The sequence below is a fragment of the Leeuwenhoekiella sp. W20_SRS_FM14 genome (assembly GCF_052119605.1).
Taxonomy (GTDB): Bacteria; Bacteroidota; Bacteroidia; order Flavobacteriales; family Flavobacteriaceae; genus Leeuwenhoekiella.
Genome location: NZ_JBGQOK010000003.1, coordinates 1 through 14,004, shown reverse-complemented (window position 1 = coordinate 14,004; position 14,004 = coordinate 1). Strand labels below are relative to the sequence as shown.

At 36.4% G+C, this 14,004-nt stretch carries 11 protein-coding genes; 4 read left to right on the top strand and 7 right to left on the bottom strand.

What is annotated here, in order from left to right; all coding sequences use genetic code 11:
- Positions 1-229: 229 nt before the first annotated feature.
- The 3 genes from ACEN25_RS06200 to ACEN25_RS06190 are packed head-to-tail and all read left to right on the top strand — an operon-like array spanning position 230 to position 7,050.
- Positions 230-3,583 carry a transglutaminase family protein gene (locus ACEN25_RS06200; RefSeq protein ID WP_441802160.1) on the top strand — a complete coding sequence of 1,118 codons (3,354 nt, stop codon included), beginning with the start codon at positions 230-232 and terminating at the stop codon, positions 3,581-3,583.
- 15 nt (positions 3,584-3,598) lie between these two features.
- Positions 3,599-6,160, top strand: coding sequence for a circularly permuted type 2 ATP-grasp protein (locus ACEN25_RS06195; RefSeq protein ID WP_441802159.1), 2,562 nt, complete (start codon positions 3,599-3,601; stop codon positions 6,158-6,160).
- Positions 6,160-7,050, top strand: a complete 891-nt coding sequence (locus ACEN25_RS06190) for a transglutaminase family protein (RefSeq protein WP_441802158.1) — start codon at positions 6,160-6,162, stop codon at positions 7,048-7,050. The genes ACEN25_RS06195 and ACEN25_RS06190 overlap by 1 nt, the downstream gene beginning before the upstream one ends.
- A 6-nt stretch (positions 7,051-7,056) precedes the next feature.
- Here the strand turns inward: ACEN25_RS06190 and ACEN25_RS06185 are convergent, their stop codons facing one another.
- The 4 genes from ACEN25_RS06185 to ACEN25_RS06170 form a co-directional block, all read right to left on the bottom strand.
- Positions 7,057-7,515, bottom strand: a complete 459-nt coding sequence (locus tag ACEN25_RS06185) for a GNAT family N-acetyltransferase (protein ID WP_028376069.1) — start codon at positions 7,513-7,515, stop codon at positions 7,057-7,059.
- 334 nt (positions 7,516-7,849) lie between these two features.
- Positions 7,850-8,080, bottom strand: a complete 231-nt coding sequence (locus tag ACEN25_RS06180; RefSeq protein WP_028376068.1) for a hypothetical protein — start codon at positions 8,078-8,080, stop codon at positions 7,850-7,852.
- Positions 8,081-8,368: 288 nt separating this feature from the next.
- Positions 8,369-9,679: a xylose isomerase gene (gene xylA, locus ACEN25_RS06175; RefSeq protein ID WP_441802157.1), complete on the bottom strand. Its 1,311-nt coding sequence runs from the start codon at positions 9,677-9,679 to the stop codon at positions 8,369-8,371.
- A 2-nt stretch (positions 9,680-9,681) separates the two neighbouring features.
- The gene (locus ACEN25_RS06170) at positions 9,682-11,172 is read right to left on the bottom strand and encodes a xylulokinase (RefSeq protein ID WP_441802156.1); all 1,491 of its coding nucleotides are present in this window, start codon (positions 11,170-11,172) and stop codon (positions 9,682-9,684) included.
- Between the two features lie 147 nt (positions 11,173-11,319).
- Here ACEN25_RS06170 and ACEN25_RS06165 point away from each other — a divergent pair, with 147 nt between their 5' ends.
- Positions 11,320-12,021 (top strand): NUDIX hydrolase, encoded by a 702-nt coding sequence (locus ACEN25_RS06165; protein WP_028376065.1) that lies wholly within the window; start codon positions 11,320-11,322, stop codon positions 12,019-12,021.
- Here the strand turns inward: ACEN25_RS06165 and ACEN25_RS06160 are convergent.
- From ACEN25_RS06160 to ACEN25_RS06150, 3 genes are all read right to left on the bottom strand, one after another.
- Complete coding sequence (locus ACEN25_RS06160; RefSeq protein ID WP_441802155.1) at positions 12,018-13,169, bottom strand: mechanosensitive ion channel family protein; 1,152 nt, start codon at positions 13,167-13,169, stop codon at positions 12,018-12,020. The genes ACEN25_RS06165 and ACEN25_RS06160 overlap by 4 nt on opposite strands.
- Positions 13,170-13,330: 161 nt before the next feature.
- Positions 13,331-13,573, bottom strand: a complete 243-nt coding sequence (locus ACEN25_RS06155) for a GIY-YIG nuclease family protein (protein WP_441802154.1) — start codon at positions 13,571-13,573, stop codon at positions 13,331-13,333.
- A gap of 99 nt (positions 13,574-13,672) precedes the next feature.
- A complete protein-coding gene (locus tag ACEN25_RS06150) occupies positions 13,673-13,936 on the bottom strand; it encodes a GIY-YIG nuclease family protein (protein WP_441802153.1) in 264 nt (87 codons plus the stop codon).
- Between the last annotated feature and the right edge of the window lie 68 nt (positions 13,937-14,004).

Sequence of the window (14,004 nt, the reverse complement as noted above, 5' to 3'; positions counted from 1 at the left end):
GAGCATTCCCGATTGTTGTAAGACTTAAAACAAAGCGGTTTTTTAAGATTTCAGCTTATAAAATTGTTTATTATAAAGTCTGTAAGTCGTTTTTTATCAATTCGCTAAAAATTGGTTTTAGAATTATACTTTTTATCACATCCTGCTCAATTAACTACAGGGTGTGCTATATTTAGTACAAATTAGTTTATATAGGAAGGTATATTATAATTTATAAAAACAGCTGTGTATGGCGTTAAAAGTCGTTATTTCTCATAAAACCAAATATAAATATGACAAGCGTATAGCGCTATCACCGCACCTATTTAGATTACGACCTGCACCTCATAGCAGAACACCTATAGAAGCATATTCTTTAAAAATAAAGCCTGAAAATCATTTCTTTAACTGGCAGCAGGATCCCTTTGGAAACTATCTGGCACGAGTTGTTTTTCCTGAAAAAACAGATGAGTTATCTATAGAAGTTGAAATTCTGGCTGATTTAAAAACTATAAATCCGTTTGATTTTTTTGTTGAAAAATCTGTTGAAGATTTTCCGTTTCAATATTCAGAATCCTTAAAGAAAGAATTGCTACCCTATCTTGAAGTAACAGATAAAGGCCCGTTATTAGCAGAATTTTTAAAGACGATAGATACTTCAAAACAACTTACTATTTATTTTCTAATAGGTATTAACAGGCATATTAATGAATACCTAAACTATACCGTGCGTATGGAGCCCGGTGTTCAAACCTGTGAAGAAACGCTCGAAAAAAAATTAGGTAGTTGTCGTGACTTTGCGTGGCTACTTGTGCAGAGTTTGCGCCATCTAGGTATGGCAGCACGTTTTGTGTCAGGATATCTTGTACAGTTAAAGTCTGACGAAAAATCGCTTGACGGCCCGTCTGGTCCAGAAGAAGATTTTACAGACTTGCATGCCTGGGCAGAAGTTTATGTGCCGGGTGCAGGCTGGATAGGTCTTGATGCAACATCAGGATTATTAGCTAGCGAAGGGCATATTCCGTTAGCGTGTACACCCTCATTTGAAAGTGCCGCACCGGTGGTGGGTTTTTCAGATCCTGCAGAAACCGAATTTGAATTTGATAATTCTGTTACCCGAATTTTTGAATCTCCGCGCGTAACAAAACCATATACCGAAAGCCAATGGAAAGCGATTTACAATCTGGGGTTTGAGGTTGAGAATGAATTACAAGAAAATGATGTACGTCTTACCATGGGTGGCGAACCTACATTTGTTTCTATAGATGATATGGAGTCTGAGCAGTGGAATACTGCAGCAGATGGCCCTGAAAAACGCAAACTATCTGAGGGCTTATCAAACCGGTTATTACACAAATTTGCACCCGGCGGTATGTTTCATCACGCTCAGGGAAAATGGTATCCCGGCGAACCCATTCCACGCTGGGCAATAGGTATGCATTGGCGTAAAGATGGTTTACCCATCTGGAAAGAAGAACGCCTTATGGCTTCCTTTACAAATGAATATGAATTACCAGAGGGAATAAGCAAAACCTTTTTGCAGGAATTGGCAATAAATTTAGGCGTTCGATTAGAATACATTATGCCGGCCTACGAAGATGTATTTTATTTTATGTGGGAGGAAGGGAGATTACCTGTAGATGTAGATCCCTTAAAAGGGGATGACACTGCAACATCGGTACGTAATCGTCTTAATAAAATATTAGAACAAGGTCTTAATAAGAAAATAGGCCATGTGATGCCTCTTGCTAACATACGCGGGAAATGGGTTACAAATGCATGGGAATTTAGAAGAAAAAATTTATTCCTAATCCCGGGAAATTCACCTGTGGGATATAGACTTCCTTTAAACTCATTAATTGAAAATCCGGAGGTAGCTTCTCAGGATATCTCAGAGCCAGATTTATTTGATAAACGAAAACCTTTTGGTAACTACGGTGAAGCTCTTGAGCAACGTTTAGCTTCCGCGAAAGCGAAAAAAGGAAAAAAAGTAGACTATAACGCAGATAAAAAAGAAAAGAATCCTTTTGCGCGTACTGCTATTTGTGCTGAGGTTAGAGAAAAACGTTTATATCTTTTTCTTCCGCCACTTGACGATGCAGAGACCTTTTTAGATCTTATCGCTTCGATAGAAGCTACAGCAAAAAAGCTGGATGTTCCTGTTTTAATAGAAGGCTATGAGCCTCCACGTGATATACGTTTAGAAGTATTAAAAGTTACACCAGATCCCGGTGTAATCGAAGTAAATGTACACCCATCAAAGACCTGGGGTGAGCTTACAAATACAACTTTAACACTGTATGAGGAAGCGAAAAAGAGTCGCCTGGGTACCGAGAAATTTATGTTAGATGGTAAACATACCGGCACTGGTGGTGGTAATCACGTTACTTTAGGAGGTACAACACCTTCAGATAGTCCGTTGTTACGCAGACCAGATATGCTGCGTAGTCTATTAACCTTCTGGCAACATCACCCGGGATTATCCTATTTATTCTCAGGTGGTTTTATAGGTTCAACGAGCCAGGCACCGCGTATAGATGAGGGCAGAGCCGAAAATTTATATGAGTTAGAAATAGCATTTTCGCAGATTCCTGAAGGAGAAGAAGTTCCGTTTTGGTTAACAGATCGCTTATTTAGGCATTTATTAACAGATATTACAGGAAATACGCACCGTGCAGAATTTTGTATAGATAAGTTGTATTCGCCAGATTCTTCATCGGGCAGATTGGGTATTTTAGAACTTCGTGCTTTTGATATGCCACCGCATCCTCAAATGAGTTTAATGCAAATGCTACTTGTACGTACACTGGTTTCCTGGTTTTGGAAAGAGCCTTACAAGCATAAACTTGTGCGCTGGGGAACGCAACTGCACGATAAATTCTTGATGGAGCATTATGTCAAAGAAGATATTAAGGATATTGTAAGTCAGTTGAATGCTGCCGGTTATCCATTTGAATTAGATTGGTTCGATCCGTTTTTTGAGTTTCGTTTTCCACTTTATGGATTGATTAAAATTAAAGATATGCAGGTAGAACTGCGCGCCGCAATCGAACCATGGAATGTTCTTGGGGAAGAAATGACAGGTGGTGGTACCGCGCGTTATGTAGACTCATCACTCGAGCGTGTTCAAATAAAAATATCAAACTTCAACGATGAGCGGTATGTAGTTACTTGCAATGGTGTAAAAGTTCAATTGAGCAGCACCGATGTTAAAGGTGAGTATGTAGCTGGTGTTCGTTATAAAGCCTGGGATCCCTGGTCTGCTTTGCACCCCACTATAGGGGTAGATACGCCATTAGTTTTTGATGTAGTTGATTTATGGAATAAGCGTTCTATAGGTGGCTGCACTTATTTTGTATCACATCCCGGTGGAAGAAGTTATGAAACCTATCCTATTAACAGTTTAGAAGCAGAGTCACGCCGTATAAACAGATTCTGGGAAATGGGACATACGCAGGGAACAATAGATCCTTCTGAAACAGAGCCTAATAGCGGTGCTGTGAAACGCAGTTTAAAATCAACACATTCAGAAAAAACATTTAATTTTAAAGAAATTCCTGTCAACCCAGAATTCCCACATTTACTGGATTTACGTAAGAAATAATTTTATACCCTACATATGACCGTGGCTACAAACGCTTGGTTTACTAAGTATTTTACAGACAATACCTACGATGAGATGTTTAAACCAGATCTTAGCGTTAAAGGGGATTGGAATACGCTTTTAGAAAATTTTAAACAAATAGGTGTCGAGGGCTTAACTCAGCGTCAGAACGATATTAATTGGCTTCTTGAAGAAAATGGTGTTACCTATAATGTCTATAATGATCCTAATGGTCTCAATAGACCCTGGAATTTAAATGTAGTTCCATTTTTATTAGATATTAAAGAGTGGCAGCAAATTGAAAAAGGACTTAAACAGCGTGCAGATCTTTTAGACAAGGTTCTCAAAGACGTTTACGGGGAGCGCAAATTAATTAAAGAAGGTATTGTACCTCACGAAGTAATTTACGGGCATCGGGGCTTTTTAAGACAATGCGATAAAATACATTATAAGATAGACAGACATTTGCTTTTGTATGCTGCAGATTTGGCGCGTGGGAGTGATGGCAGAATGTGGGTTGTAAATGACCGGTCGCAGGCGCCTTCGGGTATGGGTTATGCTTTAGAAAACAGATCTACTGCTAATCGTGTCTTTGCAGATATTTTTGCAGATATGAATATTAAGCGACTCTCAGAATTTTTTAAAGAATTTAATGAGTTGCTGGTAGAAGCTTCTCCTGAGAAAATTGAAAATCCCAATATTGTTATTTTAACGCCGGGATCACATAATGAGACGTACTTTGAGCACGCTTATTTAGCATCTTTTTTGGGGTATCCACTGGTTCAGGGAAATGACCTGGTTGTTAGAGATGGTCATTTATATATGAAATCTTTAAAGGGTTTAAAACGCGTGCACGTCGTATTGCGTAGGGTAGATGATGTATTTACAGATCCTCTTGAATTGCGAGAAGATTCACATCTGGGCGTAGCCGGTTTGCTTGATGTGGTAAGACGCCAGAATGTCTCCATAGTAAACCCGATAGGCAGTGGTATCTTAGAAAACCCAGGTTTAATCCCTTTTATGCCGGCTATAAGCAGGTTTTTCCTGAAAGAAGAATTGCATCTTCCGCAAATTGCATCCTGGTGGTGTGGTCAGGAAAAAGAACGAAAATATGTACTTGAGAATCTCTCAAAGCTGGTGATCAAACCTATAGATCGTACAAACCGAGAACACATTCATTTTGGCGAATTGCTTTCAGAAATAGAATTAGAAGCGCTGAGAAAAGAAATAGAAAAGAAACCTTATCATTTTGTAGCTCAGGAGCACATTAGCTTTTCTACAACCCCTAATTTTAGTAAAGGAAACTTTGAGCCGCGCAATATGGTTGCGCGTACGTTTACAATGGCCGGTAAAAATGGCTACAATGTAATGCCCGGTGGTCTCGTACGTGTTGCTTCAGAACGCGATAACTTAAGAGTTTCTAATCAGCGGGGTGGTACCAGTAAAGATTTTTGGATTATAGGAAATAATAAAAATGAAGAGCAGCCCAGTTTTAACTGGAATAGAAAATCTGCAGTTTCAGTAAGTGGCCTTGATGATTTACCAAGTTTAACTGCAGAGAATTTATACTGGGCGGGAAGATATGTGGGTCGTACACTGGTAAATGCTCGTTTTTTACGAATGGTACTCAAACAAATGAATTCTACTGAAGCGAGTCATCAACAGGTAGGAGCTGTTAAACTAGACACACTTTATAAAGCAGTAACCCAAATGACGGGAACCTATCCTGGTTTTATGGAAGACAGCACAAATGGTAAATCTGCTCTTGAAAATCCACTTGAAGAGATAGTATCTGTTGTGCTCAATCGGAATCGAGTAGGAAGTCTTGCTAATACAATGAGTATGTTTAGCAATTCATATTACTCAATTCGTAATTTATGGAGTAGTGATATGTGGCGGGTTTTCGAAAATATTCAGAAGATTTGGCGCAATCTCGAAAATGAAAAAGACCTCACTATAACAAAGCTAATTAGAGCACTTAATCAGCTTATAACACGACTCATAGCCTTTATGGGGCTTATCGAAGAAAGTATAATGGTAGATCAGGGATTGCTGCTTTATTTTATAGGTTTACAGCTAGAACAAAGTATGCTTACCATTACCAAGTGCCGGTCTTTGCTTGTGATTAAACAACCGGGACAAACAGAATATGAAGTTTTAGAATCTTTGTTAAGTAGTCATGAGAGTTTAAATATTTACCGGTATAGTTACCGTTCCTATATACGTATAGAACCTGTAATAAGCTTACTACTTATGGATTTGCATTACCCAAGATCGCTTGCATTTCAGTTAGGTCGTCTTCAAAAAGATATCGCCAGATTACCACATTCAATAAAATCTGATGTGTTAATGAATTATGAGAAATATGTCTTTGAAGCTTTTGCCAGTCTGCGTTTAGCAAGTTCAGAATCTCTTGCTAAAATAAATAGTGAGGATAGTTTAATTAGAGAGGACTTAGATAAATTATTAGAAAAACTAAGTGATTTGCTTTTTCAAACATCACAGGCTATATCAAATACCTATTTTAATCATACCTATAAGCAGAGTCAATTAGTTGACCAAAACTTCCCATTATAATGCTTTATTCAATCTCACATACAACCAAATACGATTACGACGCACCGGTAAGTTATTGCCATAATATAGCAGTATTAAAATCGAGACGTTCTCTTGGTCAGGAATTATTAGAATACAAAATACATATAAGTCCTGAAGCAGATGAGATTTCTGAACGTGTTGATTTCTTCGGAAATTATATAACTCGTTTTTCAATTCAGAAAGAGCATAGGCAGTTAAAAGTTACTACTGTGAGTAAAATACGCAGGGAGTATGAGCAATTTAAAAACGACTTTAGATCTGATGCCTGTTCTAAAGTAACCTTAGAACAAGCTTTATCATTACTTAGCAAAACTGAACCAGATATTTTAGAAGCAAAGCAATTTGTTCTCGAGTCTATTTTCATTAAAAAGACAGATGAGTCTATTCTTAATTATGCTAAAGAAAGCTTTATACCCGGTCGCTCTGTTTTTGAGGCAGCAGAAGAGTTAATGCAGCGTATTTATATAGATTTTGATTTTGTCTCGGGTTTTACGAGTGTGAGCACACCTATAAATGAAGTGATGAAGAATCGTAAAGGGGTTTGTCAGGATTTTGCACAGATAGCAATTGCCTGTATACGATCTATAGGATTGCCTGCACGCTATGTAAGTGGTTATATAGAAACCTTACCGCCTCCGGGACAGCAAAAATTAGTAGGAGCAGACGCGAGCCACGCCTGGTTTTCAATTTTTATTCCCGGTTTTGGATGGGTAGATTTTGACCCTACAAACAATCAAATTCCCGGCGATCAACATCTTGTTGTAGGATGGGGAAGAGATTATTATGATGTACCACCTTTAAAAGGTGTGGTTTATGGTAGCGGTAAAAGTAAATTAAAGGTTGAGGTAGATATATCGCGCGTAATCTAGGCGAAACTAAGCACCAGCCAGATATTTAATAAAACACATACTACCGCCTACGCCACTGTATTGCCCGTAATTAGGGATAATATCATAATGTCTTCTCTTGTAAAGAGCAATTGCCGGAGGTTGAAAGATACCTGTCTCTAAAATACATTTTGTGTACCCTAATTCTGCTCCCCAGTTTTCTAAAGCTTCCAGTATTAAACTAGCGTAACCTCGTTTTCTATACAGCGGTTTAGTATACATTCTTTTTATTTCTAAACTCTTAGGGCCGTATTCTCTAAACGCTCCGCAGCCCACTGCGATCCCGCTTTCATAAGCTACAATGACATTATTGATACGTTCTAAAGAATTAAATTGATTATAAAATGCGTGATCATCGCCATCAGTTAGTTTGAGGGTTTCATCGAGTTCTTTTATCAATTTTAAGAAATCAGCATTTTTTGAGTCTGTACGGATTAGATTTAGCATATTTCTAAAAGATCAAATTGGTTGGTTGAACTCGAAAGATACATTTCCTATCAGCTAATGTCAAGAATTACTAATATTATTTATAGTCTAAAGTTGAAAAAAGAATTATGAGAAATGCATTAATAGTTTAAATAATAGACATATAATTAATAAAGACTATAAATTAAATTGCATTAAAAAAAAATGCTCTAAGGACTTCCGAATTTTAAATAAAATTCAATTATAAGAAACGCTCAAATTAGGGCAAGAATAGCATTAAAGCCTGAAAATCTCAATTTGAATTTGTAAAATCAGTTTCTTGATTTGTAGTAGAATAGAAATTGCGATTAATAGATTAGTTATTAAAATCAGGAAGGATTACCAATTCACCAACAGAAAGTCCCAAACAGTAAAGTTCTTTTTTGATACGTTCATAAACACTAGGTTTAAAATAATCTACAGATATGGTGTTTTTGTTTAGATTAACTTCTAAAACACGCACTTCCATAATTCGGTTTAAGCACTGTTTAATAACCTCTTGCGTGCATTCGATATTGCTTTCGATAATTTTAAACGTTGCTTTCATTACTGTAAATTTTAATTCTGTTCGTAATTACGGTTTAAAATTACGATAGACTTACTTATAAAAACAACGTTATAGTAAAATAAGACACTTGATATTCAGTTAATTAAATGTTAATTACAACTAAACCGATTAATGTAGCCTTAAAACTAATAAAGTGAATTTATTATTCCTATCTTTTTTTATTATTAAAAATTATGAAAAGTTCTTTGAATATCAATTGAATGTGATTTATGAACTAAAAAAAAGGCATCCCTAAGGATGCCTTTGCTATATTAAATAAAACTTTTTTTAGAATGAATTAGCTACAAGCTGCTCATACAATTCTTGCTGGCCACTAAACGATTTAGGTTCACCATTGCTTCTCCCTATATCACTTAGTTGCTCTAGAGTAAGTGTACCTTTCTCAAAAGCAGCACCATTGCCAGAATCAAATGATTCATAACGTGATTTACGCAATGCTTTATAATTTGTATTCTCTAAGATGTGATCTGCTGCTATTAACCCACGTGCAAACGTATCCATACCGGCGATGTGTGCGATAAATTTGTCATTAAGATCTGTAGAGTTTCTACGTACTTTAGCGTCAAAATTAATACCGCCGCCTTGTATACCACCACCTTCTAAGATAACCAGCATAGACTGTGTGATTTCAAAAACATTAATAGGAAACTGGTCTGTGTCCCATCCGTTTTGATAATCCCCACGGTTTGCATCAATGCTTCCTAACATACCTGCATCTACTGCAACTTGTAATTCGTGCTCAAAAGTATGACTCGCCAGTGTAGCATGGTTTACTTCAAGATTCAATTTAAAATCGTTTTGTAAGCCATATTTATTGATAAAACCTAAAGTAGTTGCTGCATCAAAATCATATTGATGTTTGGTGGGTTCCATAGGTTTTGGTTCAATCAAGAAATTACCAGTAAACCCTTGTTTGCGACCGTAATCCTTACACATATTTAAAAACTGACCCAGGTGATCAAGCTCACGGTTCATATCTGTATTTAATAAACTCATATAGCCTTCTCGACCACCCCAAAACACATAATTAGAGCCACCTAGTTCTATTGTTGCATCTAATGCAATTTTAAGCTGAGCCCCCGCGTAAGCTAATACATCAAAATTAGGATTAGTAGCTGCACCGTTCATGTAACGCGGATTGCTAAAGAGATTAGATGTACCCCATAAAAGATCTATGCCACTATCTTTTTGTTTGATTTTTGCATAATCTACCAGAGCGCGCATTCTGTTTTCAAATTCTCCAAGAGTAGGGGCCTCATCAACCACGTCTATATCATGAAAGCAATAGTAAGGAAGTCCTAACTTTGTCATAAATTCAAAAGCAGCATCCATTTTATCTTTTGCACGTGCTACAGGATCTGAATTTTTATCCCATTCAAATGTTTCAGTAGGTGCTCCAAAAGGATCACTACCCCTATTATTTAAAGTATGCCAATAGGCCATTGCAAAACGCATATGCTCTTTTAACGTTTTACCGGCTACTACTTTGTTTTCATCATAATATTTAAAGGCCAGGGGGTTGTCGCTTCCTTTTCCTTCAAACTGAATTTTACTAACGTCTTTAAAATACGTGCTCATAATTAATTATTTATTTGAATGTTATTTTTCCACAGGGCATACCATTCTGCATAGGATGAACTTAAAGCTGCAGTGGGCTCTATGGTTTTAATTCGTTTTAGACTTTCATTTGCTTCGTTTAGTGTTTTATAGTGACCAAAACCATAAGCGGCACCTCTGGCGGCACCTTCGGCGCCATTAGTCTCGTAAAGCTCTAAACTGGTTTGTGTTGTATTTACAAAAATCTCTCTAAAGACAGGACTTAAAAACAAGTTAGCGTGCGTGGCTTTAACCAGATTGCCCCCGGCACCTATTTCCTGCATAATTTCAAAACCGTAATTCATCGCAAAAACAATTCCTTCACATGCAGATCGCACAAGATGTGAGGTTTCATGCCTATTGAAGTTGAGGTTTTGTAATCCTGATGTTGCTTCTTTGTTATTAAAAATGCGTTCCACACCGTTTCCGAATGGGTAAAACCGAAGACCATCACTTCCCGCAGTCACTTTTGAAGCTTGTTCATTTAAGAAATCATAAGAGATTAGATGTTCTGAACCTCCAGAGATAATTTTACGCAGCCATTGGTATAAAATACCAGACCCATTTATACATAACAGGATACCATTGCGCTTTTGTACTTCAGTATCATTAACATGTAAAAATGTGTTTACGCGGTTATTTTTATCAAAAGCGTTTGTATCACTAACCGAATAAATTACCGCTGAAGTTCCTGCGGTTGTCGCAATCTCTCCAGGTTCATTAACATTTAATGAAAGTGCATTGTTAGGTTGATCACCTGCTCTATAAGTTATTTGCACATCCTCTGCCAGTCCTAACTCTTGTGCTATTTTAGGGAGTATTGTTGCTTGATTTTCAAAATTAGATACAATCTCAGGAATAAGATGTACGGGTAATCCCATGGCATCTAAAACATCTGTAGCAAGTTCCCCTTTTTTAAAATTCCACAGGGCGGCTTCAGAAAGGCCAGATTTACTTGTCTGGGCTACGCCCGAAAATTTAGCAGCTATGAAATCTCCAGGAAGCATCATATGAGCTGCCTGTTCAAAAAGATGAGGTTCATTTTTCTGAATCCATTTTAGTTTTGAAGCAGTAAAATTACCAGGACTACCTAATATCTTATCCTGAAAAAAAGCAGAACCTTTCTCTTTGTATATGTTATCACCTAAGGGAGCTGCTCTGCTATCGCACCATATTATAGAAGGGCGTAATACATTAAGATTACGATCTGTAAGCACTAGACCGTGCATTTGATAGGAAATGCCTATAGCCTTAATAGTTTTAAGATCTACCCCTCCAGATTTAAGCTGTTTAATGCCGTTGCAAATATACTTCCACCAGAGTTCTGGGTCTTGCTCTGCCCAGCCTTGTTTAGGAGCAAGCATTTGCATCTCTTTGTCTGGCACCGTTGCATTTGCAATTGCTTTGCCGGTATTCCCATCTAGAACAGCAAGTTTAATTGATGAACTTCCTAAATCTATTCCTAAAAAATACATGTGTGTGCAATTAATGGATTAAAAATTTAAAAAAACTACTCTTATAGTTTATTTGACTACAAGTATATACATAAAAATCTATTCCACATAATTTTTATAATTTAGAGCCGTAAAAAATTCGAACTAATATATATACATTATAAGTTAATGAGTAGTGATCACAATGAGCCAAAAGCTATCATATTAGACAGCATAACTATAGATTGTGTAATATTTGGTTTAAAAGAAGGCTCGCTTGAGGTACTTCTTGTTCAGCATGCAGAAGGTATAAATAAAAATAAATGGGCACTTCCCGGGGGTTGGATATATGAGAATGAAAGTATTGATGCCGCAGCAAATAGACTTTTGCTCGAGCTTACCGGTATTGAAGATGTTTATTTAGAGCAGCTTAAAGCTTTTGGAGATCCTGATCGTTTTCCATTATCTAGGGTTATTACTATAGGATATTATGCATTAATAAAGGAAGAAGATTATGATCTTAAGCCGGGATTTACAGCTGTAAATGTAGCGTGGTTCAAAGTATCTCAAGTAGAAGATTTAATATTTGACCATGCTCAAATTCTAGAAACAGGTTTAAAAAGACTACGTCGTAGAATACGTCAAGAGCCAATAGGATTTAATTTACTTCCGCAGAAATTTACCTTATTGCAATTAATGCATCTTTATGAGCAAATTTTAGGTAAAGAGATGGATAAGCCTAATTTTAGAAGAAAAATATTAAAGATGAATTTGTTAACTCCGTTAAATGAAAAGGAGAAAGATGTTTCTCATCGAGCGGCTAAGCTATATCAATTTAATCCCGACACCTACCAAAGTTTATTAGAAAAGGGTTTTAATTTTGAATTTTAAGCATCTGGTTCTTCCTTTTCTACGCTAACCTGGTTTGTATTTTGAGCTTTACTTCTTAGACCTTCTAATTGGTTTTCTTTAAAAATAAGAGTTCTGTGAGGAAATGGAATTTCTATACCTTCCTTATCAAATCGTTTTTTAATGCTTTCATACAAATCACATTTCATAGAAAACGCCTGATTGTAATTACTGGCCCAGGCCCAGGCACGTATTGTAACAGAAGAGTCACCCAGAGCTATAACACGAACAACAACTTTATTTTCTTCATTATATTTCTCGAGTTCGCTACGGTGATCAATTAGATTAGGATGGTCTTCGCACTCTTCGCGCATAATACGTTTGGCAAGATCAATATCACTATCATATGAGATGCCCACCTCTATCCATTGGCAACAAATATGAGTACCTAAGTCATAATTAATAAGTTTTTCCTTATTAATAATAGCATTGGGTATTACAATCATTTTATTTTCATAATTGCGTATAATCGTATGTCTAAGTGTAATATCTGTAACTGTACCCACCATAGATTCATCAACTTTGATTATATCGCCAAGTTTAAATGGTTTAAAAAATATAATAAAAAGACCGCCTACGAGGTTAGACAATGCTTCTTGTGATGCTACACCTGCCACTACAGCAACGATACCGGCACCACCTAAAGCCGTAGCTGCGAAGCTACGCATAGATTTAAATGCTATAAGCATAAGTATACCACCTAGAAAATAAACAGCAAAAATCGCTATGTATCGTAAAAATTTATAACTGGTGGTATCTTCATTATTAGCAACTCTGTGTTTAATACTTCTTTTAAACCACGTTTGCACAAGCGATGCGGCGAAGAGTGTTAAAACAGCTACAATGCCTAAATAGAGAACGATGTAGAAGTTTTCTCTGGCGGTTTTATATTGTTCTTCATCAATAAATATAAATCCCAGCGCCATAATTCCTAAAACTAACCAAAGAGCGTTGAGAATTTTTTGGGCAAGATGAATATTAGAAGGCGCGTCATTAGGATATTTAATTTGTGTACGCTTTTCTAACCAGTTGTATAGTTTTTTAGTTAAAAACCGAAGTATCAAAACAATGGTTATAACAATGGCAGCATAGATAATAGCTTCTTTATGGTTTGTCCAGAATTCATTCATACTGTAGATATTGAAGGTAGGAGAATATCAGATTTTTATACAATTGCCAAAGCACCATAAATTTTTCAGATAGTGTTCAATTTTCAAAATTAAGGTTAATTAATTTCTGCGGAAACAATTAGAATCAATTCATATTTAAAACACGATTATTGAAAAATACATTAAGCTATAGCTTTTTCAACACGACCTTGCCCAGATTTAAAGAATCTTTCCCTTTTAAGGGCTTCTTTTTTAGAATTAAAAACCTCTATATGAATAACCATCCACGGTCTGTAGGCTTTAGTCCATCCCTTATTTGCTAATTCATTATGCGATTTAACTCTAGATATTAGATATGTAGTAACTCCAGTGTAGTTTTTTTTAAACTCTTTAGAATATAAAATATAGACAACGTATTCAGACATAATTAAAAATAAAAAAGGCTTCACAATGCTGTGAAGCCTTTAGTAGCGAGAGGGGGGCACGATCCCCCGTCCGCCTCTGGCGGATATGAAACCTCCTAATTATTTGTTTAAAAAAGTATCTATAATTTTAGCTTTTTCAACACGACCTTGCCCAGATTTAAAGAATTTTTCCCTTTTAAGGGCTTCATTTTTAGAATTAAAAACCTCTATATGAATAGCCATCCACGGTCTGTAGGCTTTAGTCCATCCCTTATTTGCTAATTCATTATGCGATTTAAATCTAGATATCAGATCTGTAGTAACTCCAGTGTAGTTTTTTTTAAACTCTTTTGAATATAAAATATAGACAACGTGTTCAGACATAATTAAAAATAAAAAAGGCTTCACAATGCTGTGAAGCCTTTAGTAGCGAGAGGGGGGCACGATCCCCC